Origin of the sequence: Rhodovulum tesquicola (assembly GCF_024128855.1) — a bacterium.
Lineage (GTDB): Bacteria > Pseudomonadota > Alphaproteobacteria > Rhodobacterales > Rhodobacteraceae > Rhodovulum > Rhodovulum tesquicola.
This window is the reverse complement of the sequence record NZ_JAMYDV010000010.1, coordinates 75,639-99,485: the sequence shown is the minus strand read 5'-3', so window position 1 is coordinate 99,485 and position 23,847 is coordinate 75,639. Positions and strand designations below refer to the sequence as shown.

Annotated in this window: 21 protein-coding genes; 15 read left to right on the top strand and 6 right to left on the bottom strand. The window is 67.5% G+C overall.

The genetic code is table 11. The features are described from left to right. The first annotated feature begins 18 nt into the window (after nucleotides 1-18). From hflK to NHN26_RS10535, 4 genes are all read left to right on the top strand, one after another. Nucleotides 19-1,143, top strand: a complete 1,125-nt coding sequence (hflK, locus tag NHN26_RS10550; protein ID WP_253089444.1) for an FtsH protease activity modulator HflK — start codon at nucleotides 19-21, stop codon at nucleotides 1,141-1,143. Between the two features lie 2 nt (nucleotides 1,144-1,145). After that, nucleotides 1,146-2,054 (top strand): protease modulator HflC, encoded by a 909-nt coding sequence (gene hflC / locus NHN26_RS10545; protein WP_132694470.1) that lies wholly within the window; start codon nucleotides 1,146-1,148, stop codon nucleotides 2,052-2,054. Then, nucleotides 2,051-2,245 (top strand): DUF2065 domain-containing protein, encoded by a 195-nt coding sequence (locus tag NHN26_RS10540; RefSeq protein WP_132694471.1) that lies wholly within the window; start codon nucleotides 2,051-2,053, stop codon nucleotides 2,243-2,245. Before hflC ends, NHN26_RS10540 begins: the two co-directional genes overlap by 4 nt. Before the next feature lie 131 nt (nucleotides 2,246-2,376). Continuing rightward, nucleotides 2,377-3,873: a DegQ family serine endoprotease gene (locus NHN26_RS10535; protein WP_253089443.1), complete on the top strand. Its 1,497-nt coding sequence runs from the start codon at nucleotides 2,377-2,379 to the stop codon at nucleotides 3,871-3,873. 64 nt (nucleotides 3,874-3,937) lie between these two features. Here NHN26_RS10535 and NHN26_RS10530 read toward each other — a convergent pair whose 3' ends face one another. The 5 genes from NHN26_RS10530 to NHN26_RS10510 form a co-directional block, all read right to left on the bottom strand. After that, the gene (locus tag NHN26_RS10530) at nucleotides 3,938-4,918 is read right to left on the bottom strand and encodes a 2-dehydropantoate 2-reductase (RefSeq protein ID WP_253089442.1); all 981 of its coding nucleotides are present in this window, start codon (nucleotides 4,916-4,918) and stop codon (nucleotides 3,938-3,940) included. 102 nt (nucleotides 4,919-5,020) lie between these two features. After that, nucleotides 5,021-6,553 carry an acyl--CoA ligase gene (locus tag NHN26_RS10525; RefSeq protein WP_253089441.1) on the bottom strand — a complete coding sequence of 511 codons (1,533 nt, stop codon included), beginning with the start codon at nucleotides 6,551-6,553 and terminating at the stop codon, nucleotides 5,021-5,023. A gap of 49 nt (nucleotides 6,554-6,602) precedes the next feature. After that, entirely contained in the window at nucleotides 6,603-8,120 is a 1,518-nt protein-coding gene (locus tag NHN26_RS10520) for a tripartite tricarboxylate transporter permease (protein WP_253089440.1), read from the bottom strand. Nucleotides 8,121-8,132: 12 nt separating this feature from the next. After that, nucleotides 8,133-8,624, bottom strand: coding sequence for a tripartite tricarboxylate transporter TctB family protein (locus NHN26_RS10515; RefSeq protein ID WP_253089439.1), 492 nt, complete (start codon nucleotides 8,622-8,624; stop codon nucleotides 8,133-8,135). Between the two features lie 79 nt (nucleotides 8,625-8,703). Next, nucleotides 8,704-9,681, bottom strand: a complete 978-nt coding sequence (locus tag NHN26_RS10510; protein ID WP_253089438.1) for a Bug family tripartite tricarboxylate transporter substrate binding protein — start codon at nucleotides 9,679-9,681, stop codon at nucleotides 8,704-8,706. 178 nt (nucleotides 9,682-9,859) lie between these two features. Between NHN26_RS10510 and NHN26_RS10505 the strand changes: the two genes are divergently transcribed. Next, entirely contained in the window at nucleotides 9,860-11,263 is a 1,404-nt protein-coding gene (locus NHN26_RS10505; protein ID WP_253089437.1) for a helix-turn-helix domain-containing protein, read from the top strand. A 12-nt stretch (nucleotides 11,264-11,275) separates the two neighbouring features. Here the strand turns inward: NHN26_RS10505 and NHN26_RS10500 are convergent, their stop codons facing one another. Then, nucleotides 11,276-11,719, bottom strand: a complete 444-nt coding sequence (locus tag NHN26_RS10500; protein ID WP_253089436.1) for a BLUF domain-containing protein — start codon at nucleotides 11,717-11,719, stop codon at nucleotides 11,276-11,278. A 174-nt stretch (nucleotides 11,720-11,893) separates the two neighbouring features. On the opposite strand from NHN26_RS10500, the gene NHN26_RS10495 reads away from it, so the two are divergent. From NHN26_RS10495 to NHN26_RS10450, 10 genes are all read left to right on the top strand, one after another. Continuing rightward, nucleotides 11,894-12,730 (top strand): IclR family transcriptional regulator, encoded by an 837-nt coding sequence (locus NHN26_RS10495; RefSeq protein WP_253089435.1) that lies wholly within the window; start codon nucleotides 11,894-11,896, stop codon nucleotides 12,728-12,730. Nucleotides 12,731-12,785: 55 nt separating this feature from the next. Then, nucleotides 12,786-13,949 (top strand): zinc-dependent alcohol dehydrogenase, encoded by a 1,164-nt coding sequence (locus NHN26_RS10490; protein WP_253089434.1) that lies wholly within the window; start codon nucleotides 12,786-12,788, stop codon nucleotides 13,947-13,949. 60 nt (nucleotides 13,950-14,009) lie between these two features. Further along, nucleotides 14,010-14,927, top strand: coding sequence for an FAD binding domain-containing protein (locus NHN26_RS10485; protein WP_253089433.1), 918 nt, complete (start codon nucleotides 14,010-14,012; stop codon nucleotides 14,925-14,927). Further along, nucleotides 14,920-16,797, top strand: coding sequence for a molybdopterin-dependent oxidoreductase (locus NHN26_RS10480; RefSeq protein ID WP_253089432.1), 1,878 nt, complete (start codon nucleotides 14,920-14,922; stop codon nucleotides 16,795-16,797). The genes NHN26_RS10485 and NHN26_RS10480 overlap by 8 nt, the downstream gene beginning before the upstream one ends. Further along, nucleotides 16,797-17,816: a xanthine dehydrogenase family protein molybdopterin-binding subunit gene (locus NHN26_RS10475; protein WP_253089431.1), complete on the top strand. Its 1,020-nt coding sequence runs from the start codon at nucleotides 16,797-16,799 to the stop codon at nucleotides 17,814-17,816. The genes NHN26_RS10480 and NHN26_RS10475 overlap by 1 nt, the downstream gene beginning before the upstream one ends. A 42-nt stretch (nucleotides 17,817-17,858) precedes the next feature. Beyond that, complete coding sequence (locus NHN26_RS10470; RefSeq protein ID WP_253089430.1) at nucleotides 17,859-18,791, top strand: sugar phosphate isomerase/epimerase family protein; 933 nt, start codon at nucleotides 17,859-17,861, stop codon at nucleotides 18,789-18,791. Nucleotides 18,792-18,899: 108 nt separating this feature from the next. Further along, nucleotides 18,900-19,862 (top strand): Bug family tripartite tricarboxylate transporter substrate binding protein, encoded by a 963-nt coding sequence (locus NHN26_RS10465; protein WP_132694484.1) that lies wholly within the window; start codon nucleotides 18,900-18,902, stop codon nucleotides 19,860-19,862. A 4-nt stretch (nucleotides 19,863-19,866) separates the two neighbouring features. After that, nucleotides 19,867-20,382, top strand: coding sequence for a tripartite tricarboxylate transporter TctB family protein (locus tag NHN26_RS10460; RefSeq protein ID WP_253089429.1), 516 nt, complete (start codon nucleotides 19,867-19,869; stop codon nucleotides 20,380-20,382). A gap of 55 nt (nucleotides 20,383-20,437) precedes the next feature. Next, complete coding sequence (locus tag NHN26_RS10455; RefSeq protein ID WP_253089428.1) at nucleotides 20,438-21,970, top strand: tripartite tricarboxylate transporter permease; 1,533 nt, start codon at nucleotides 20,438-20,440, stop codon at nucleotides 21,968-21,970. Next, nucleotides 21,945-23,843 (top strand): thiamine pyrophosphate-binding protein, encoded by a 1,899-nt coding sequence (locus NHN26_RS10450; RefSeq protein ID WP_253089427.1) that lies wholly within the window; start codon nucleotides 21,945-21,947, stop codon nucleotides 23,841-23,843. The genes NHN26_RS10455 and NHN26_RS10450 overlap by 26 nt, the downstream gene beginning before the upstream one ends. Nucleotides 23,844-23,847: the final 4 nt, after the last annotated feature.

Here is a 23,847-nt window from a genome sequence, read left to right as displayed (position 1 = left end):
GAAAGAGGTAAGACCTGGATGGCTGGACAAAGTGGCGGTCCCTGGGGCGGCGGAGGCCAGGGCGGTGGCAACCGCGGCGGTAATGGCGGCGGCGGTGGCCGCGGCCCCGGCGGTGAGCCGCCCCAGATCCCCGAGATCGACGAGCTGATGCGCCGCGGGCAGGAGCAGTTGCGCGTGCTGATGGGCGGGCGTGGCGGGCGCGGCTCCGGTCCGAAGCTGACCAAGGGCGGGATCGCGCTCGGCGTTCTGGCGGCCGTCGGGGTCTGGCTTTTCTCTTCGCTCTACACGGTCAAGCCGGAGGAACAATCGGTCGAGCTGTTTCTGGGCGAGTATTATGCCACCGGCCAGCCCGGTCTGAACTTTGCCCCCTGGCCGGTGATCACCGCCGAGGTGGTCAACGTTACCGGCGAGCGCACCGAGAATATCGGCATGCGCCGGGGGGCCATCGAAGACGGGCTGATGCTGACCACCGATGCCAATATCGTGGATATCGACTTCCAGGTGGTCTGGAACATCAACGACCCGGCCAAGGTGCTGTTCAACATCCGCGATCCGCAACTGACCGTGCAGGCCGTGTCGGAATCGGTGATGCGCGAGATCATCGCCGCCTCGCCGCTGTCGCCGATCCTGAACCGCGACCGGGGCATCATCGCGGACACGGCGCGGCTGAACATCCAGGAGACGCTGGACGAATATGACAGCGGCATCAACATCGTGCGGATCAACCTCGACAAGGCCGACCCGCCCGCCGAGGTGATCGACAGCTTCCGCGAGGTTCAGGCCGCCGAACAGGAACGCGACCGCCTGCAACGCCAGGCCGATGCCTATGCAAACCGCGTGGTGGCCCAGGCCCGAGGCGAGGCCGCGCAGATCATCGAACAGGCCGAAGGCTATCGTGCCCGCGTTACCAACGAGGCGCTGGGTGAGGCCAGCCGCTTCACGGCGGTCCTGACCGAATATGTCAAGGCGCCAGAAGTCACGCGCAAGCGGCTATATCTGGAAACCATGGAAAAGGTGATGGGCGAGGTGGACAAGACCATTCTGGATCCGGCGGTGCTGGGTGGCGAGGGCGGTCAGGGCGTGGTGCCCTACCTTCCGCTCAACGAGCTGCGCCGCAGCACGACCGGGGCAGGGGGGAACTGAAGATGCGCAAGACGATGATGATCGTTCCGATCCTGTTCCTGGCGCTTATCCTGGGGCTGTCCTCGATCTTCGTGGTGGACGAGCGCGAAAAGGCGCTGGTGCTGCAATTCGGCCAGATCAAGGCGGTCAAGGAAGAGCCCGGGCTCGCCTTCAAGATCCCGTTCATCCAGGAGGTTGTCCGCTATGACGACCGGATCCTGTCGCTGGACACCGACACGATCGAGGTCACGCCCTCGGATGACCGTCGGCTCGTGGTCGACGCCTTCGCCCGCTATCGCATCGCCGATGCGGTGCAGTTCCGTCAGGCCGTTGGCGTCGGCGGGTTGCGCGCGGCCGAGGACCGGCTGTCCTCGATCCTGAACGCCCAGATCCGGGCCGTTCTGGGTGCCGATCAGGTAACGTCGGACACCATCCTGTCCGAGGATCGGCGCATCCTGATGACGCGGATCCGCGACCAGTCCCGCGAGCTTGCCCGCAGTATCGGTCTGGAAGTGGTTGACGTGCGGCTGAAGCAGACCAACCTGCCCGCACAGAACCTCGAGGCGACTTTTGCCCGGATGCGGGCCGAGCGTGAACGCGAGGCCGCCGACGAGATCGCCCGCGGTAACGAGGCGGCGCAGCGGGTGCGCGCACTGGCCGACCGGACCGTGGTGGAACTGGTCTCGGATGCCGAGCGCGAGGCGCAGATCACCCGAGGCGAGGCCGATGCCGAGCGCAACGCGATCTTCGCCGAAGCCTTCGGTGCCGATCCCGAGTTCTTCGCCTTCCTGCGCTCGCTGCGGGCCTACGAGAATTCGCTGATGGCGGGCAATTCGTCGATGGTGCTGACGCCGGACAGCGAGTTCTTCGACTATCTCAAGCAGGCCGAGCGTCCGCAACCGCCGGCTCCGGGGATTGCCGCAGCGCAATGAGCTTTGTCGTTCTGGCCATCGGGCTGGTTCTGGTCGTGGAGGGGCTGGTGTTCGCACTGGCCCCTTCGCGTCTGGACGAACTGGTTGACCTGATCCGCCGTATCCCGCCGGAAACACGGCGGTTTATCGGGCTGGTCGCCGTTGCGCTGGGCACCGCGCTCATCTGGCTTGCCCAAAGGCTTGCGGGGTGAAACACTGCGCCCATCACGGCCTGTTGACGCGCCGCGACGGGCGTTGAGTTGCACCGTCCCGCGTCAGGCGCATATCGCAGGAAACAAGGGGTTCGGTCCCTGCACGCTCTGGCCGGACCCGCAGGGAACGCATGCAGGAGGATCCAAGCGTGACATCGCAGGCCATTTCCAATACCGCCCGTCCCGCGTCGGCCTGGCTTGGCCCGGCGCGCGCACTGGCGCTGGCCGCCGCCCTTGCGCTGGGACAGGCATCCGGCGCGCTGGCCCGCGCCGCGCCCGAAAGCTTTGCCGATCTCGCCGAGCAGGTTAGCCCGGCGGTGGTCAACATCACCACCTCGACCACGATCGCGGGCCATACCGGCGTGACACCGATGGTCCCGCCGGGGTCGCCTTTCGAGGACTTCTTTCGCGACTTCATGAATCCGGATCGCGACGGCACCCGCCCGCCACGCCGCAGTCAGGCGCTGGGTTCGGGCTTCGTGATCTCGCCCGATGGCTATATCGTCACCAACAACCACGTCATCGAGAAGGCCGACGAGATCACCATCGAGTTCTTCTCGGGCACGACCCTCAAGGCCAGCGTTGTCGGCACCGATCCCAATACCGATATCGCGCTTCTGAAGGTCGAAAGCGACAGCCCGCTGCCCTTCGTGTCCTTCGGCGAGTCCGATGCGATGCGGGTGGGCGACTGGGTGATGGCCATGGGCAACCCGCTGGGTCAGGGCTTCTCGGTCTCGGCGGGCATCATCTCCGCCCGGGGCCGGGCGCTGTCGGGCAGCTATGACGACTACCTGCAGACCGATGCCGCGATCAACCGCGGCAACTCGGGTGGCCCGCTCTTCAATATGGCGGGCGAGGTGGTGGGTGTGAACACCGCGATCCTGTCGCCCAATGGCGGTTCGATCGGGATCGGTTTCGCGATGTCCTCCACTGTGGTGACGAATGTGGTCGACCAGCTCAAGGAATTCGGCGAGACCCGGCGCGGCTGGCTGGGCGTGCGCATCCAGGACTTGACCCCCGACATGGCCGAGGCGCTGGGCCTGGAAGAGGCGCGCGGCGCGCTGGTGACCGACGTGCCCGAGGGCCCGGCAGCCGAGGCGGGCATGGAACAGGGCGACGTGATCCTCAGCTTCGACGGGGTCACGGTGGACGACACCCGCGGGCTGGTGCGCCAGGTCGGCAACACCGCCGTCGGCAAGACCGTCAAACTGACCGTGTTCCGTGGCGGCGAGACGGAAACGCTGGACGTGACGCTGGGCCGCCGCGAAACCGCCGAGGGCGCCGTGCCCGCCGTGGCCGCGCCCGATACCTCCGAGGAACCCGACACGCGCGAGATGCTCGGCATGACGCTTGCTCCCCTGACCGACGCTCTTCGCGAACAGCTCGAACTGGGCGCGGGCGCCGAAGGGCTTGTCGTTCAGGATATCGACGAAACGGGCGAGGCCTATGAAAAAGGCCTGCGCGCGGGCGACCTGATCACCGAGGCAGGCCAGCGCAAGGTGCTGACCATTGCCGATCTAGAAGCCCGCATTTCCGAGGCCCGCGATGCAGGGCGAAAGTCGTTGCTGCTGCTCGTGCGCCGCGACGGAGAGCCGCGCTTCGTGGCGCTGTCGGTCACCGAGGACTGAACCGCCGGGAAACACAAGGGGCGCCCGGTATCGGGCGCCCCGTTTCCGTCCGGGCGCTACCAGATCAGTAAAGCCCGGCCACCCGCGCGCGCAGTGTGACCAGCGCCAGGACCGCGTCGATGGTGGGGGTCGGCGTGCCGGTCACCCGGCCCAGCTCCTGCACCGAACCCACCAGCGCGTCGATCTCCATCGGCCGGCTCATGTCCAGATCCTGCAACATCGACGTGCGATGCGCCCCCACGGCCGCACCGCCCTCGATCCGGCGATCGACGTCGATGGGGAATTTCACGCCCAGCTTCTCGGCGATCTCCTGCGCTTCCAGCATCATGTTGCGCGCTACCGCCCGCGTCCCCGGATCGGTACACAGCACATCCAGCGTCGCATGCGTCAGCGCCGAAATCGGGTTGAACGACAGGTTCCCCCACAGCTTGACCCAGATTTCGTCGCGCAGCTTGGGCCGCACCGGAGCCTTCAGCCCCGCCGCCGCCAGTGCCTCCGACAGCCGCACCGCACGCTCCGATTTCGATCCGTCCGGCTCGCCCAGCGAAAAGCGGTTGCCCTCGATATGCTTGACCACGCCCGGCTCGATCACCTCGGCCGCCGGATAGACCACGCAGCCCAGCACCCGGTCCGGCCCGAACCCGTTCCATTGCGCATCGCCCGGATCGACCGAGGCCAGCCGCGTGCCCTCCAGCGGGCCGCCGATCTTGTGGAAATACCACCAGGGCACCCCGTTCACGCCGGAAACGATGGTCGTATGTTCCCCGATCAGCGGCTTCATCTTCTCGACCACCGGCGGCACCGAATGGGCCTTGAGCGTGACCACGACGTAATCCTGCACCCCCAGATCGGCCGCGTTGTCAGAGGCATTGACCGGCACCGTCACATCCGTCCCGGTTTCTTCCTCGATCAGCCGCAGGCCCCGGTCCTTCATCGCCGCCAGATGCGGGCCGCGCGCCACCAGGCTGACCTCGGCGCCCGCCTGCGCGAGCTTCGCCCCCATATAGCCGCCGATGGCGCCCGCTCCGAACACACAGATCTTCATGCACAATCCCTCGTCTCGCCGCGGACCCGCGCCCGCCGCCCTGTCTTCTTCTGGCCGTAAATATCCCCGCCGGAGGCAGCCCGGCCCTTGGCCGGGCTCCCTTCAAGCCGCGCTTTCCGCCAGCCCCAGCTTCTCGGCCAGTCCGATACGTTGCAGCTTGCCGGTCGCGCCTTTCGGGATCTCGTCCAGGATCACCACCTTGCGCGGCACCTTGAAATCGGCCATGCGCGCGGCGGCGAAATCGCGGATCTCGCGCCCGGTGGCGGTCGCGCCCTCGCGCAGCACCACGGCGGCCGCGACTTCCTCGCCAAGCTTGGGATGGGGCAGGGCGAAGGTCACGCATTGCGCGATCGCGGGATGCTCCATCAGCACGCCATCGACTTCCAGCGGGCTGACCTTTTCGCCGCCGCGGTTGATGATCTCCTTCAGCCGCCCGGTCAGGTGCAGATAGCCGTCATCGTCGAAGGCCCCCTGGTCGCCGGTGCGGAACCAGCGCTGGCCGTCGGCCTCGAAGAAGCTTTTCGCATTGGCCTCGGGATTGCCCTCGTAGCCCGGCGTCACGTTCGGCCCGGAAATCACCACTTCGCCCGTGCCGTCTGTCAGCCGGTCCTCGATCTCATGGGCGATGCGCACCATCGGACCCGCCGCGATGCCGACCGATCCGGGCTTCTGCGCGCGGGGGGGCAGCGGGTTCGAACACATCTGGTGGGTGGCCTCGGTCATGCCGTAGCCCTCGATCACCGGCGCGCCGAAGGTCTCGGCCAGTTCGGTCATCACCTGCGCGGGCAGCGAGGCCGAGGACGAGCGCAGGAAGCGCAGCCGCGCGGCGTCGATGACATCGCGGTTGCGGCCGGCGCGCGACAGGATCGCCTGGTGCATGGTCGGCACCGCGGTATACCAGGTCGGGTCGGCATCCTTGAGCCAGCCGAAGAATTTCAGCGCGTCGAAGCCCGGCGCGCACCAGATCGAGGCGCCCGCCGAGAGCGAAGCCGAGACGGCGGCCAGCAGCCCGTGGATATGGAACAGCGGCATCACGTTCAGGCAGCGATCCGCAGGCGTCAGGTCCAGCGAGGCGTGGATATTCGCGGCCGAGGCTGCGACATTCGATTGCAGCAGCGGCACGATCTTGGGCCGGGACGTGGTGCCCGAGGTGTGCAGGATCAGCGCGACATCGCCGGGCAGCGGCTCGCCGGTATCGCAGGCCCCGCCGCCGCCTTCGGCCACAAGCTCGAACTCCCCCGCGGGTGTCGCCGGATCGAAGCGCAGCCGCAGCACGGTCAGCCCGAAACGATTGGCCGCGGCCAGCGCCGGGCCGTCATAGCCCTCGGCCAGAACGATGGCCTTGGCCTTCAGATCCTCGAGGTAAAAGGCATATTCGTCCTCGCGATAGGCGGGGTTCAGCGGCGCGGTCATCGCCGCCTGGGCGATGGTGACGAAGGCCGTGGCCATTTCCGGCCCGTTCGGCAGGACGATGGCCACCCGGTCGCCCCGGCCCACGCCCGCGGCGTGAAGCTGGCCTGCCACCTTGTCGCCCAGCGCGCGCAGCCCGCCATAGCTCAGCCAGTCGCGGCCCGGCGCGCCGATGGCGGGGCTCGTGTCGTCATGTCCCTGAAGGAATGCCTTGATGGTCGTCACCTCGATATCCTTTCTCTAGGTCGTGTTGTCCCTGCGGGCATCCGGCCGATCATTCGGCCGGCGCGTGACGCTTGGCGATACGCCGGCGCAACATCTTGATCAGCGGCAGCGCGAAGAAGATCGCCGCGAGCGCCAGGAAGGTTGCCGACAGCGGCCGCGAGATGAAGAAGGTCACATCGCCCTGCGCGCTGATCAGCGCCTGGCGGAAGCTTTTCTCCATCAACGGGCCCAGCACAAGTGCCAGCACCAGCGGCGCGAGCGGATAATCCGCCTTGCGCAGCAGGTAGCCCGCCACGCCGAAGCCCGCGATCAGCCAGACATCGTGCAGTTTCTGGCTGGGCGCAAAGCCGCCCAGGATGCACAGCACCAGCACCATCGAACAGAGCACCGAGAACGGCATCCGCAGCGCCCAGACGAAAAGCGGGATCAGCGCGATGTTGATCAGCACTGCCGCAAGGTTGGCGGTGTAGAGCGAGCTGATCAGCCCCCAGACGAAATCCTGCTGCTCGATGAACAGCATCGGCCCCGGCATCAGCCCCCACATCACCATGCCGCCAAGCAGCAGCGCGGTGGTGGGCGAACCGGGGATGCCCAGCGTCAGCATCGGCAGCAGCGATCCGGTCGAGGCGGCATTGTTGGCCGTCTCGGGCGCGGCCACACCCTCGATATTGCCCTTTCCGAAGGTCTCGGGTTTCTTCGAGAAGGTGCGCGCCAGCCCATAGCTCATCAGTGAGGCGGGTGTCGCGCCGGCGGCTGGCAGCATGCCGACGAAAAAGCCCAGCACCGAGCCGAAGCTCATGGTCTTCCACATCTTGTTCATCTCGCGGATACCGTCGATCAGGTCGCGCATTCGCAGCCGTGCGGTCGAGACGGCGGGCGAGATGCGCGAGGTCTCGATGGTGTAAAGCACCTCGCCCACGCCATAGACCCCGATCGCCAGCACCAGAAAGCTGATGCCCGAATAGAAACCCGGAATGTCGCCGAAGATCAGCCGCGGCTGGCCCGAGATCATGTCCAGCCCCACGGTGGACAGCACCAGCCCGAGGCAGATCATCACGATGGTCTTGAGCGTATCGTCCCCGCCAAGCCCCACGAAGGTCGTGAAGGCCAGCAGAACGAGCGCGAATTCCTCGGCCGGGCCGAATTTCAGCGCCAGCTCCGCCAGCGGTGCCGCGAAGATCGTGAACAGGATCACCGAGATCGTGCCGCCCACGAACGAGGCCACCGCTGCCGCGATCAGCGCCAGCCCCGCCTTGCCCTGCAGGGCCATCGGCCTGCCATCGAATGTGGTGGCGACCGCCGTCGAGGCGCCGGGGATCCCCAGCAGGATCGAACTGACCGCGCCGCCATACATCGCGCCGTAATAGATCGCTGCCAGCAGGATGATCGCCGAGGTGGGCGGCACGATGAAGGTCAGCGGCAGCACCAGCGCCACGCCGTTCACCGAACCCAGCCCCGGCATCGCGCCGATGAACAGCCCCGCCGTCACGCCGAGGATCACGATCATGATGTTGAGCGGTGTCAGCGAGGTCGCGAAACCGTCGGCAAGCAGCGAAAGAACTTCCATGGCCGCCCCTCCTCAGAAGAACATCGCGTAAAGCGGGATGAAGAACGGCTCGGTCCAGCCCTTGGGCAACAGGATTTTCAGCGTCACCTCGAAGAAGAAGAACACCACGACCGGGGTGGCCAGCGTCAGGATGCCGATCAGCACCCAGCCGTGATGGCCGAAGAATTTCAGGTAGATGAACAGGAACGCGATCAGCGCCAGATAGGTGCCGATGAAGGGAATGACCGCAATGGTCGCAACGAACAGCCCGATCACGCCCGCGATCTGCGGAATGGCGTCGGCATCGGGAAAGAACTTCTCGCCCTCATGCGGATGGCTGATGAAACTGCGCAGCAGGATCAGCGACGAGGCCGCGAGCATGATCGCCGACAGCCAGAACGGGAACGCTCCACCGCCGGGGCCGGAAGCTGCGACCCAGCCGATCGGCAGCGCCTTGGCATACCACATGAAGTAAAGCGACAGCCCCATCAGGGCGAGCGCGATCAGTCTGTCCGCGGCGAGCATGGTGCCTCCCATCCGGTTGCGCGTTCGAAGATACGGGCGGACCCGAGGGCCCGCCCGCCAGCGAAGGTCTGCGAAAGGATCAGGACGGCGTGTCCAGACCTTTCAGGATGTCGCGGTGCTTTTCGCGTTCGGACAGGAAATAGGCCTGAAGCTCGTCGCCCGTCAGGAAATCGGTCAACAGCGCCTGGTCGCGGGCATAGGTCTGCCATTCCTCGGATTCATGCAGCTTTTGCAGGAGGTTGACATAATAGGCCTGTTGCGCCTCGGTCAGCCCGCCCGGCGCGACGAAGCTGCGCTGCATGTAGTATTCCAGATCATGGCCAAGTTCGGCGAAGGTGGGCACGCCGGGCATGCTGTCCAGCCGCTCGGCCGTCAACAGCGCGATCGGACGCACGCGGCCCGCCTGCCAGAAGCTCATCGCCTCGGAGGGGTTGTTCACCGTGGCGTCGACATGGCCGCCAACCAGCGCGGTCGCCACCTCGCCGCCCCCCGCCATCGGGACGTAGGTGTGACTGATGCCGAATTCGCGTTCGAGCAGTGCGGTCACAAGGCTGTCCTCCTGGCCGGTGCCGGTGCCGCCCATGCGCCACGACCCGCCCGCGGCCTTTACCGCCTCGGCATATTGCTCGATCGTCTCGATGCCGCTGTCGACATTGACCCACAGCGCGAAGACATCGACTGCCATGCGCGCCAGCGGGGTGAATTCCTCGATGTCGACGCCGATCTCGGTCTGGATCGGGGTGGTGTAATAGCTGTTCAGCGTCGCCATGATGACATGGGCATCGCCCTGCTTGTCCTTGAGATAGCGCAGCGCCTCGGCCCCCGACCCACCGCCCTTGTTGACCGGCAGGAACGGCATCTGCGCCAGTTTTTCCTTCTGGATGATGGTCTGGAACAGCCGGGCAAGACGGTCCGCGCCGCCGCCCTGGCCGGCCATGATGACCATCTCGACCGGCTTCATGGGTTTCCAGTCCTCGGCAAGTGCCGGGCTGCCCGCAGCGATGGCGGCCGACGCCACGAGAGCGATCGCGCCTCGGCGCGTGAAGGTGGTGAGCATTTTCTTCCTCCCTGTTGGAAACGGCGGCGCTCGCATCAGGCGACCCTCCCGCGGTCGGACCATGCAACGCCATTTCATGTCTCCGAAAATCGCGGACGGCGCAGAAAATTCCACACCGAAAAGAGTTGTTGTGATAAGTTTGAAGTTAACATCCACACCTTTTTGTAATGTTGTAAAGATGCGCAAGGCCCTGATCGGATCGCAATTGCGGCAGCTTCGCCGCGACCACGGCCACACCCAGGCCGAGATGGCCCGGCGGCTGAAGGTCAGCCCTGCCTATGTGAACCTGCTCGAGAACAACCAGCGTGCGCTTTCGGTGCCGGTGCTCATGGCCCTGACCGAAGCCTATGGCGTGGACATGCGCGAACTGCTCAGCGACCGCGACGCCGCGCGGCTGGCCGAACTGCGCAGCGCGGTTGCCGATCCTGCCTTCGACCGCGACCGGCCGGATCTGGCGGAACTGCGGGCCGCGGTCGATCATGCGCCGCGGCTGGTGGACCTGTTCCTTCAGCTTTACCGCGGCCATCGCAGCGCGGTCGAGCGGCTGTCGCGGCTGGGCGATTCGGCGGGCGAGTTGCTGGGGGCCTCGCCCGAGACCGCGATCCACGACTTCTTTCGCGACAACGCCAATTACTTCGATGCCTTGGAAACCGCTGCCGAAGACATTCGCCGTCAGATCGTCGGCGCGCCGGACGACATGTATGCGCTGCTCAAGCGCTATCTGCGGATGAAGTTCCAGATCGACGTGCGACAGGTCAGCCTTGACGAGATGCCCGACACGCTGCGGCTGTTCGATGACCGCGCAGGCTGCGTGCTGCTGTCCGAGGCGCTGGACCATCCCAATCGGGTGTTTCAGATCGCCCATGTGCTCGCGCTGGTCGAGTTGCCCGAGATCCTGGATGGGCTGGTCGCCGAAAGCGGCATCGCGACCGAGCCTGCGCGCGCGCGCTGCCGGGTGGAACTGGCGAATTACTTCGCCGCGGCGCTTCTGATGCCTTACCGGCCCTTCCTCGATCTGGCCGAGCAATCGGCCTATGACATCGACCGGCTGGCCGCCGCCTTCGGCATGAGCTTCGAGCAGGTCTGCCACCGGCTGACCACGCTGCAGCGCGACGGGGCGCGGGGGATCGGGTTCTTTCTGCTGCGCGTCGACCGGGCGGGCAATGTCACCAAGCGGGTCAATGCCACACCATTTGCTCTGGCAGAAAAGGGCGGGTCCTGCCCGGCCTGGAATATCCACAACGCCTTCAGCATGCCCGACATGGTGCTGCCGCAACTGGTCGAGATGCCGGACGGGGCGCAGTTCTTCACGATCAGCCGCACCAGCCCGCGTCCGGTTTTCAGCCGCACCCCGCAGGACAGTCGGCTGGTGGTGGCGCTGGGCTGCGAGCGGGGCGATGCGCACCGGATCGGTTATGCGCGCGCCGTCAATCTGGACCGCGATCCGGGCATGGTGGCGCAGATCGGCATCGCCTGCCACATCTGCCCGCGCCAGGCCTGTTCCCAGCGTGCCCATCAACCGATGCACATGGTCCTGCCGATCGACGCCAAGCGCCGGGGTCGAACGCGCTACGAAAGTTGAGGCCGGGCTGCCTCAGGCGGCCTGCTGCCAGAAATCGCACAGGAAGGACAGCGCGCCATCCGCGCCGTCGGCGGCGCAGCGGTCCTGGAAATGCGGCTCGCACAGATCGGCGAAACGGGGATGGGCGCGCAGTTGCGACCGATCGACCGTGCGGAACGCCATCGACCAGTCGGGAAAGTCGCGCCCGGCCTTCACGCCGCGTTCCAGCACGATCTTGGTATGGTGACGCGGGTCCGAGAAGATGCGCTTTCTCAGCGCCTCGATTGCGGCCTCGTCGCCTTCGAGAAGTTGCATGAAGCTGCCGCGATAGCGCCCCTCGCCCTCGGCGAAAAGCAGGACCCCGGTGATACCGTGGCGCGGATTGTAGCTTCGCGCCTCTTCAAGGATGTCCTCAAGGTCGTGGGGCGTCAGCGCCTGTGCGGCCTGGCTGACATAGACGATGTAATGGGTACTCACTGCGCGGCTCCGGCTCGGGTGATACGGACCTCCCTTGGGGCGGTATAAGGCTGCGCGCTGCCAAGTCAAGGAGATCGCCGCCATATTATTTTACAATGTGAAAATGACTTCGATATTTGGAAAAATACTTGACGCTCATCCAACCATGGGCGAAATTTCCCCCGGGAGGACGTGATGGCGAGCAGGGCGGCGACATATCGGGACAGCGTGGCGGATCCTTCTTTCGCCTCGGTGGAGAAGGCGGCGGCGCGACGCATCCAGTCGGTCGAGCGCGCGCTGGACATCCTGGAGATCCTGGCTGCCGCGCCCGACGCGCTGGCGCTGGGCGAGGTGGCCGCGCAGGCCGGACTGAACGTCTCGACCTGCCATCATCTGGTCGCGACCCTGGTCGAGCGCGGCTATGTCCTGAATGCCGGGCGCAGCCGGGGCTACATGCTGTCCTCGCGCTTGCAGGAACTGACCGAGATGAGCGCGCGCAAGGCCGACCTGTCGGATTTCGCCCGCACCGACCTGATCGAACTGTCCGGTCGGCTGGGGCTGAGCGTGCAACTGGCCGAGATGCAGGGCAGCGCGCTGGTCACGCGGTTCAGGGCAAATGTGGCCGAGACCCATGTCATTGAAGCCGACGAGGTGGTGAAGATGCGCGCCGCCCATGCCACCGCGACCGGCAAGGCCATCCTTGCCTGGCTGCCCGAGGGCGAGACGCTGAAGATCATTTCCGAAAACGGGCTGGAGCGGTTCACCGACAACACGCTGACCAGTCTGGCGGATCTGACCGAGGATCTGCGCTGGGTCCGGCGCAACGGCTTTGCGGTGGATAACGAGGAACTCAAGGCGGGGGTGGTGTGCTACGGCGCGGCGCTGAGGGACGAGAAGGGCGCGGTGATCGGCTCGATCTCTGCCTCGATGCCCGCGGCCCTGGCGACCGAGGCCTGCCGGGCGCATGTCGCGCAGGAAGTGGTGGCCTGCGCCCGCAGGCTGTCGGACAGGTTGCGCCTGGGTCGCCCCTAGGGAGGGGGCGGTCCGGGGAGGAATGGGAAACAGGGACAAAAGGGAGGAATCACAGATGGCGATGCCAGCGGGTGTAAAGACGGATAGCCGCTATCCGATCCCCGAGAAGATGAAGGCCTGGGTGCTGGGCGATCCGGGCGAGCTGACGCTTGCCGAAAAGCCGGTGCCGGTGCCGAAGAAGGCCGAGGTGCTGGTCCGGATCGACGCCGTGGCGATCTGCGCGACCGACCTGGAGATCATCTATCACGGTCCTCCGGCGCAGATCGAGGGCGGGGCGCCCTTCAACAAGAACTTCACGCCGGGGCATGAATACATGGGCACCGTCGTGGCGCTGGGCCCCGGGGTGGACGAATACGAGATCGGCCAGCGGGTGACGGTGGAAATCCATGCAGGCTGCGGCCAGTGCAAGCGCTGCCGGCAGGGGATGTACACGTCCTGCCACAATTACGGCAAGAACTACGGCGACGTGGACAAGGGCCACCGCGCCAACGGATTCACCACCGATGGCGGGTTCTGCGAATACCAGGTCAACAACATCAACACGCTGATCCATGTGGACGACAGCATGTCGGATGAGGAGGCGACGCTGGTCGTCACCGCCGGAACCGCGATGTATGGCCTGACCGAACTGGGCGGGCTGGTCGCGGGCGAAAGCGTGGTGGTTACCGGGCCCGGGCCGATCGGGTTGCTGGGCGTCGCGGTCGCCAAGGCGCTGGGCGCGCAGCCCGTGATCCTCACGGGGACCCGCGACAACCGGCTGGAGATGGGCAAGAAGCTCGGCGCCGACCACGTCGTGAACGTCCGCAACGAGGATCCGGTCGAGGCGGTCAAGCGGCTGAACGGCGGGGCGGGCGTGGACTACGTCCTCGAATGTTCCGCCGCGGCGAACGCGATCAACGAGGCCTGCCAGATGGTCAACCGGGGCGGCAAGGTCTGCCTCGCGGCCTTTCCGGGCGAGCCGCCGCAGGTCGATGTGGCGCATCTGGTGCGCAACAACATCTATGTCTACGGCATTCGCGGCGAAGGGAAATCCGCAACTCACCGGGCCGAGGCCTTCATGCGGCAGAAGCGGTTCGACGCCACGCTGATCCACACCCACACCTTCGAGATGGACGACCTGAAGGAGGCGATCCGCTACGCTAGGGACCGGGTCGAGGACGCGATCAAGGTGGTGGTCAAGAACCGCCATTCCGAGGCCAAGCGCGTGGCCGCCGAGTAAACCGCCGGGGCCGCCCCGCGACGGGCGGCCCCGTCCATGGCCAAGGGAGGGGCCAGGGACATGCTGACATTCGAACGCTATGAAATGCCTGCGACGCTGCCCGAGGCGCTGGCGCTCTGGGCCGAGGCCCCTGCGGGCGCGCGGCTGGTGGCGGGCGCGACCGACATCCTGCCCTGGGCGCGCGAGGGGCGCGCGGGCGACGTGGACCTGCCGCTGGGGATCGACCTCAGCCGGGTCGCGGAACTCAGGGGCTACGAACGCCACGGGGCGCGCGTGCGGCTGGGCGCCAACACCGTCTGGCAGGATTTCCTTGACGACCCGCGGCTGGCCCGCTGGCTGCCGGTGATGCCCTATTGTTCGGTCTGGTTCGCCGACGACCAGATCCGCCAGCAGGCGACGCTTGCGGGCAATCTGGTGAACGCCTCGCCCGCCGCCGATGGCACGCCCCCCGTCCTTGCGCTGAACGGCGAACTGGAGCTTCGCCGCTGGGCGGGCGATCACATCATGTGCCGCACCATGCGGGTCGAGGATTTCGTGACCGGCCCCGGCGCCACGCGGCTTGCGCCCGGCGAGATCGTGAACTCGGTGACGCTCGACTGCACCGAGGGCTACGGCGCGTCCTTCCAGAAGGTGGGCCTGCGCCGCTCGCTGGTGATCTCGGTCGCCTGCGTGGCCGCGCTGGTGAAACTGGACGAGACCGGCACCCGTTTCGAGGACGTGCGCCTTGCGATGGGCGGTGTCGGACCCGTGCCGGAACGCCTGCGCGACATCGAGGACCGGCTGAAGGGCGCGGCGTTGGACGCCCGCCTGATCGCCGAGGTGGCCGAGGCCGCGGCGGCCCGCGTCGCCTCGCGCAGCCGCGTCGAGTATCGCCGCCGCGTGGTGCCGGGCTTCGTCCGCGCCGCGCTGGAAGAGGCCGCAGAGCGGGCGCGCACAGCCCCGCAAGCGGCCGGACTCAAGGAGGCTCTCAATGCCTGAGATGACACTGGACATGCGGGTGAATGGCCGCAAGGTGACGCGCCGTGCCGATCCCGGCCAGCGCCTGCTGGATTTCCTGCGCGACGAGCTGAACCTCACCGGCACCAAGGAAGGCTGCGGCGCGGGCGAATGCGGGACGTGCAGCGTCTTCGTGGACGGCAAGCTGGTGAAATCCTGCCTGATGCCGGTGGCCAAGGCGCAAGGCGCGGACATCCAGACCGTCGAGGGGCTGGCCAGGCCGGGCGAGCTGGAGGCCATCCAGAAGGCGTTCCACAAGACCGGGGCCAGCCAGTGCGGCTATTGCATCCCCGGCATGGTGATGGCGGCGACGTCCGTCCTGCGCGAGGCGCCCGAGGCGAGCCTTGACGAGATCAAGGAACGCATGGGCGGCAATATCTGCCGCTGCACGGGGTACTCCAAGATCATCGAGGCCGTGGCCTTGGCCCGCGACGTGGTGACGGGCCGCGCCAGCCCCGCCGTGCTGGAGCCCGAAGGCGTGGGCGACAGCTATATCGGCCACAATGTCCGGCGGCTGGACGCGCCCTCCAAGGTGACGGGCCGGCTGAAATACGCGGGCGACATGGTGATGCCGGGCATGCTGCACATGGCGGTCCTGCGCTCGCCCCATCCCCATGCCGAGATCGTCTCCATCGACACCTCCGGGGCGGAAGCCATGGAAGGCGTGGCCTGCGTCATCACCGCCGACGACGTGCCGGGCAAGGACGGCTTCGGCGTCTTCGTCCACGACCAGCCGGTGATGGCGCGCGGCAAGGTGCGCCACGTGGGCGAGGCGGTCGCGGCCATCGCCGCCGAGGACGCGGCGACCGCGCGCCGGGCGCTGGCGAAGATCAGGGTGGAATATCGTGAACTGCCGGGCCTCTTCGACCCCGAGGACGCGCTGAAACCCGGTGCCCCGGTGATCCACGATTACGCCCCCGACAACGTGGTCAAGCACATCCCGATCCGGAAGGGCGACGTGGACAAGGGCTTCGCCGAGGCCGACCTGATCCTCGAGGACGAGTTCTCGACCCAGCAGGTCGAACACGCCTATCTCGAACCCGAGGCGGGGCTGGCCTATGTCGATGCCGATGACGTGGTGACGGTGATTTCGCCCAGCCAGAACATCACCCATCACCGCCACATGCTGTCGGAGATCATCGCCAAGCCCATCAACAAGGTGCGCTTCATCATGTCGCCGGTGGGCGGCGGCTTCGGCGGCAAGGAAGACATGATCTACCAGGGCATGCTGGCCTTGGCCGCGATGAAGACCGACCGCCCGGTGCGGCTGGTCTTCACCCGCGAGGAATCGATCATCGCCTCGGCCAAGCGGCATCCCTCCCGTGTCAAATACCGCATGGGGCTGAAGAACGACGGCCGGATCACCGCGATCCGCTTCGAGATGCTGTCCGATGGCGGTGCCTACGGCATGTCGTCCGAAGGCGTGATGCGCAAGGCCGCGATCCTGTCCTGCGGACCCTACGAGGTCGAGAACCTGCAGGTCGACACCACCGCCGTCTACACCAACAACACGCCGTCGGGCGCCTTCCGCACCTTCGGCGGCATGCAGGCGCAATTCGCCACCGAAAGCATGATGGACATCGCCGCCGAACGGTTGGGCCTCGACCCGTTCGAGATCAGGCGGCGCAACATGATGCGGGCGGGCTCGCTCACCCACACGCAGCAACGGCTGACCTCGGCCTCGATCGACCGGGTGCTGGAGGCGGCCGAACAGGCGTCGCGCTGGGAGCCGGGCCCGGTGGGCATGCGCGGGCCGACGCGGGGCGACCTGGGGGGGCCGGGGACGCGCGCGCCCTGCACGCTGGGGGCGCGGTTCGAGACGCCGAAGGACAGCAAGGAAAGGGTGGCCTGATGCAACGCAAGATGCGCGGCCGCGGCGTCGCGGCAAGCTGGTACGGCATCGCGCGGACCGCCACGGTGGACCGCGCCGGCGCCTGGGCGGAACTGGATGACGGCGGCACCGCCAAGGTCGTGACCGGCGTGACCGAGATCGGCGAGGGCATCCTGACGGTGCTGGCCCAGATCGCCGCCGAGGAACTGGGCATCCGCCCCGAGGACGTGACCATCGGCGACAACGATACCGCGCGCTCGCCCGAGGCGGCCCATGCGGGCGCCACGCGCCAGACCTACATGATCGGCAATTCCGTGGCGCTCGCGTGCCGCGAGGCGAAGGCGCGGCTTTTCACCGAGATCGCGGCGCATTGGGAGGTGGACGCGGGCAGCCTCGTCGCCTTCGACGGCGAGTTGCGCGCCGAGGGCACCAACCTCGCCATGACCATGGCCGAGGCGGTGGACCTCTGCAAGCGGCGCGGCGTGGTGCCGGTGGGCGCGGGGCACTTCACGTCGCACGGCACGGGGCTCGACCCCGAGGACGGCTCGGGCGCGCCCTGGCAGGCCTATGTCTTCGGCACCCAGGTGGCCGAGGTCGAGGTCGACACCGTCACCGGCGAGGTGCAGGTGCTGGGCCTCTGGGCCGCGCATGACGTGGGCCGGGTCATCAACCCCCGCGGCGTCGAGGGCCAGATCGAGGGCGGCGTGGTGCAGGGCCTGGGCCAGGCGCTGATGGAGGATTACCAGACCGCGAACGGCCACCCGGTGACGCACGGTTTCGCGAAATACATCCTGCCGACCGCGCTGGACGTGCCCGAGATCACCTCGATCCTGGTCGAGGATCCCGACCCCCTCAGCCCGCTCGGCGCCAAGGGGATCGGCGAGCCGGCACTGGTGCCGACCGCGCCCGCGATCATCAACGCGATCCACGACGCGGTGGGCGTGCGCATCCGCTCGCTGCCCGCGACGCCGGAAAAGGTGCTGGCGGCCATCGCCGAGAAACAGGCCCGCGCGGCGGGCGCCCGCGAGGCCGCGGAATAGCAAAGGGTGCCGCGAGGGCGGCGCGAGGGACAGGGAGAAAGCATGGAAACCTCGATGTACAGCGCGATGCGGGTCGGCATCGTCCATTTCAAGGCCTTCCCGGGCATCGAGACGGGCGCAGGCCCCATCGTCGAGACGCTGGAGAAGATTTGCGCCGACGAATTCTGGACCGCCGTCGAGGTGGGCTGGATGAAGGATTACCGGGTCAGGAACACCGCCCGTCACCTGCTGGACCAGAGCCATCTGTCGGTCGCCTACGCCACCCAGCCGAAATCGCTGACCAACAAGCTGAACCTCAACCATTTCGACACGGGCGAACGTGCCAAGGCGGTGCAGGAGATCAAGAGCGCGGTGGACGAGGCGCGCCAGCTCGGCGCCGAGGTGGTCCGCCTGATCGCAGGGAAAGACCCCGGCGACGCGAAGCGCGAGGAGGCCAAGAAGCTGCTGATCGACTCGCTGCACCAGATCCTCGACTACGCGGCCGAGGAAAAGGACGGGCTGGCCTTCACGCTCAAGATCTTCGACCGCGGCATCGACAAGAAGAACCTGATCGGCCCGGTGGGCGACGCGGTGGACATCGCCCGCGCGATCCGCCCCGACTACCCGCATTTCGGCCTGCTGACGGACCTCAGCCATTTCCCGCTGCTCGACGAGACGCCCGAGGAAAGCATCCCGCAGATGGCCGAGTTCCTCGACGCGGTGCATCTGGGCAACTGCGCCTTCCGCGACAAGTCGCACCCCGCCTATGGCGATATCCAGCCCCGCTTCGGCATCCCGGGCGGCGAGACCGACACGCCCGAAGTGGTGACCTTCTTCCGGGAACTGCGCAGGAACGGCTTCTTCGACAAGCCCGTGCGCCCGGTGGTCAGCGCCGAGGTGCGGCCCGTTCTGGCCGGCGAGGTGTCAGAGGTGATCATGGCCAACGCCAAGCGGGTGATCCGCGACGCCTGGGCGCTGTCGCAGCGGCCCGACTGACCAAAGGGACGGGTCGCGCAGGGGAGGCGCGGCGCGTCAGATAGGGACTGGCAGTGGAGGACTGCCGCATGCCGCCCAAAGGCGGCCCAACGAAGGGAGGAAGACCACATGCAGAAGGGGATCATCGCATCCGTGGCGCTGTCGGCGGCAATGGCCGTCGGGCTCTGCGCCCCGGCCCGGGCCGAGTTTCCGGAAAAGCCGGTCGAGATGACCATCCTGTTCGGCAGTACCGCCCAGACCATCGGGCAGTTGCTGGCCGAACTGATGTCGCGGCACCTGCCGCAGCCGGTGGTGCCGGTCGCGCGCACCGGGGCCGGGGGCGCGGTGGGCTATCAGCACGTCCACGGCACGGCGCCCGATGGCTACAACATCGTCTGGAACTCGAACTCGATCAGCACCGTCCACCATGGCGGAGGGCTGCCCTTCGACTACACCGCCTTTGCGCCGGTTGCCAAGATCAGCGTCGAGGTGCCCGCTATCGCCGTGCGGGCCGACAGTGGCTGGGAAACGCTGAGCGACATGGCGGCCGATATCAAGTCCGCAGGGCGCAAGCTGAAGGTGGGGGCCTCGGGCCGGGGCTCGTTCACGCATCTGGCGACCGAGGCCATCCTGGCTGCGCTGGACCTGTCCGACAGCGCGATCCATGTGCCCTATGACCAGGGCCGCGCGCCGGTGGAATTGCTGGCCGGTCGGCTGGACGCGGCGCTGCAATGGCCGGGCCAGTTCGTCTCGCATCACGAGGCGGGCACGCTGCGCATCCTTTGCGTGACCTCTGCGGCGCGGATCTCGCAACTGCCCGACGTGCCGACCTGTGCCGAAAGCGGCGCGGGCGAGATGGACATCGTGATGTGGCGCGGCCTGGCCGCCCCGGCTGGCACGCCGCCCGAGGCGATCGCCCGTCTGGAAGAGGCCGCGAGGCTGGCCGCCGAAAGCGAGGAATTCCGAAAGGCGGCCCAGACCATCGGTTTCGAGGTCGAATTCGCAGGGCACGAGGCGTTCGGCGAGTTGATCGCGCGCGACGATACGATCATCGCCGACCTGATGGGCCAGCTCGGCCTGACGGAGCAGTAGCGCCATGCCACCCGTCCCCGACGCGGGCGAGCGCCGCAAGGATCTGATCGCGGGCAGCGTTCTGCTGGTCCTTGCACTGGCCTGGACGGCAGCGGTGTGGCTGACGGTGCCGGTCGGCCATGGGGTCGGGCCGCGGGCATTCCCGTTCTGGCTGGGCGTGGGGCTGGCGGTGCTGTCGGCGCTGCTGCTGCTCAAGGGTCTGCGCGGGGGCCATGGTCTCGACCCGCCCGGCGAGGGGGAGGGCTCGGCGGCCGCGCCGCCGGTCTCGGCGGGGCGGCGTCTGGCACTTGTCGCGACGGTCTGCGGAATCATCGCTGCCTATGGCGTCCTGATGCAGAAGATCGGGTTTCTGCCTGCGACCGTGCTGACGGTTTCCGCAACGTTGGTCGTCGCCCTCGGCGAGCGCCGCCCGCTGGTGGTGGGCGGCATGGCCTTCGGCATCGCGCTGGGCGCCTGGCTCGCCTTTGGCAAGCTGCTGGGCGCCTACATGCCGCGCGGAACCTGGATCTCGCTGTTCTGAACGCAAACGGGCCGGGCCGCGCCTTGCGGGGTCCGGCGCAAAGGGAAGGACCCGGATGGACCTCTTGCTTGCCGCAGCCCAGGTCGCTCTTGCGCCCGCCGCTCTTGTCGCGGTGATGGCGGGTTGCCTGCTGGGCGTGGTCTTCGGCGCGATTCCGGGGCTGACCTTCACCGTCGCGATGGCGCTGGTGGTGCCGATGTCCTTCTCGATGGAGACCGCGCCCGCGATCGGGCTGCTGCTGGGCACCTATATCGGCGGGATGACGGGGGGCTCGGTCTCGGCGATCCTGCTGGGCATACCGGGCACGCCCTCGGCGGCGGCGACGGTTCTGGACGGCTATCAACTGACCCGCCGTGGCAAGGCGTCGCTGGCGCTGGGCACGGCGGTCGTGGCCTCGGCCTTCGGGGGCATCGTCTCGCTGATCATCATGGTGGTTTCGGTCGACATGGTGGCGAGGCTCGCGCTGAGGTTTGGCCCGGCCGAGACCTTCGGGCTGCTGGTCTTCGGCTTGTCCACGATCTGCGGGCTGGCGCAGAAATCGCTGGTCAAGGGGCTGATCGCGGGCATTCTGGGGCTGATGGTGATGACCATCGGCATAGACGAGATCGAGGGCGCGCAGCGGCTGACCTTCGGTACTGTCGTGCTGCAGCAGGGGGTGAGCCTGCTGGTGGCGATGATCGCGCTCTTCGCCGTGCCGCACGTGATCGACGCCTTCGTGCAGCATTACGCGGGCGAGCAAAAGCCGCAGGAGGTGGCCGATGTCCGCGCCGAACTGCCCACGATCCGCGATATCCTGCGCGACTTCTGGCTGATGCTGCGCTGTGCGCTGCTGGGCACCGGGATCGGGGCGATCCCCGGCACCGGTGGGCCGATTGCGGCGTTCCTGGCCTATGCCCATGCGCGGAAATCCTCGAAACGCCCCGAACGCTTCGGCAAGGGCGAGATGGCGGGCGTGGTGGCCCCCGAGACGGCCAACAATGCGGTGACGGGGGGCGCGATGATCCCGCTGCTTTCGTTGGGCATCCCGGGCGATCCGGCGACCGCGATCCTGCTGTCGGGGCTGCTGATCCACGGGCTGATCCCGGGGCCGATGCTGTTCATCCAGAACCCGGGCGAGATCTACCAGATCTACATCGCCATCATCGTGGCCTATGTCGCCGTCGTCGCGATCCAGCTTCTGGGCATCCGCTTCTTCGTGCAGGTGCTGCGCGTGCCTGCGCATCTGCTGGCGGTGGCGGTCATCGTGATGTGCGCCTACGGCGCGTTCGCGATCCGCAACTCGGTCTTCGACGTGGTGTCGGTGGCGGTGCTGGGGGCGCTGGCCTACGGGCTGATGCGCGTCGGCATTCCGTTGACGCCGATCATCCTGGGGCTTGTCCTTGGCCCGGCCATCGAGCGCGATTTCCGCACCGCGATGATCCTGTCCGAGGGCGACCCGTCCGTATTCGTCGCGTCCGTCCCGGGCGCCGTGTTCCTGGGCCTAGCCGCGCTGGTCGTCGGCGCGCAACTGCTGCGCTCTACCCGCGCCACGCTGTCCGACCGCAGAACGGAGGAGAAGAGACGTGCTTCAGTCACCCCATCCGAATGATCGGCCCGATACCCCGCTGGAGGCCCAGATGCGCGAGCGTGCCCGCGCGCTGGCCGAAACCGGCGGGCTCACCGAGGCGCTGGCCGCCGGCCGTCTGCCCGCCCGCGCCACGCTGACGCTCTCCGAAGGGCTGGTGCTGGGGCTCTTGCGGCAGGGGGTGCGCACCTTCTTCGCGATCTTCGGCCACGGCTCGACCGATCTGGGCAACGTGCTGCGCGTCTATGCCGAGGAAGGGCAGGTCACGGTCGTCCATTGTCGCAACGAGGTCGAGATGGCGCATGCCGCAACCGCGCGCGCCTGGGTCCATGGCGAAACACCCGCCGTTGTAACCTCGATCGGGCCCGGCGCCTTGCAGGCGATGGCGGGTTCGCTGGCCGCCGCCTCGAACGGGGTCGGCGTCTACCACATCTACGGCGACGAGACGACACGGGGCGAAGGCTACAACATGCAGCAGGTCCCCAAGCCCGAACAGGGCATGTTCGGGCGGATCACCGCGCTGATGGGTCAGTCCTACACCCTGCACACGCCCGAGGCGCTGCGCGACTGCCTGCGCCGGGGCACCGCCTGCGTGCATCATCCCTACAAGGCGGGGCCGTTCTACATCCTGCTGCCGATCAACACCCAGCCGCAGGCGGCCGAAATCAACCTCGCCACGCTGCCCGGCCGTCTGGACGTGCCCCGGATGGCCCCCGCGGCCGGCAGCGGCGTGTTCGAACGCGCCCGCGACCTGCTGGCCCGGGCCGAGCGTCCGGTCATCAAGGCAGGCGGCGGCACGCGCGGCGCGCCCGCAGCGATCCGGCGGCTGGCCGAGCATCTGGGCGCGGCGGTTGTGCTGTCCCCCGGTTCCACCGGCGTTCTGCCCGACGCGCATCCGCAGAACATGCATGTGGGCGGCTCCAAGGGGTCGATCAGCGGCAATTTCGCGATGGAGGAGGCCGATCTGGTGATCTTCGCGGGCTCGCGGGGCGTCTGCCAGGCCGACTGCTCGGGCGTGGGCTATCCCAAGGCGCGCGCTGTCCTCAACATCAACGGCGATCTGGACGACGTTTCGCATTACGCGAACACGGTCTGCCTGCCCGGCGATGTGGGGGCGGTGGCCGACCGCCTGATCGCCGCGACCGAACGGGCCGACCGCCCCGACTGGCTTGCCGCCTGCGCCGCGAAAAAGGCCGAATGGGCCGCCTTCAAGGCCAGCCGCCTGTCCGCGCCTCCGATGCACGATGCGGCCTTCGGGCGCGACTGCCTGACCCAGCCCGCCGCCATCGGCGCGGTCGCCCGTTTCGCCAGGGCGCAGGGAGCCATCAAACTTTTCGACGCGGGCGACGTGCAGGCCAACGGCTTCCAGATCGTCGAGGACGACGCGCCCGGCCAGACCTTCACCGAGACCGGCGCCTCCTACATGGGCTTCGCGGTCTCGGCGCTGCTGGGCGCGGCGGGGGTGCGCGATCCGAAATACGCCATCGCGTTTACCGGCGACGGGTCGTTCATGATGAACCCGCAGGTGCTGATCGACGCGGTGGAACATCGCGTGAAGGGCATGATCGCGCTCTTCGACAACCGGCGGATGGCCGCGATCACCGGCCTGCAATACGCGCAATACGGGGTGGAGTTCGCCACGAACGACAGCGTGGAGGTGGATTACGTCCTGATGGCCGCGGCCGTCGAGGGGGTAAAGGCGCTTTACGGCGGGCATTCCATCGCGGAACTTGAGGCCGCCCTGGCCGAGGCGCACAGACATGACGGCCTCTCGCTGATCCATATCCCGGTCTACAACGGGCGCGATCCGATATCCGAGATGGGCGCCTATGGCAGCTGGAATGTCGGCAACTGGGTCGACGACGTCCAGTCGCGCTACCTGCAACAGAATATCTGAGGGA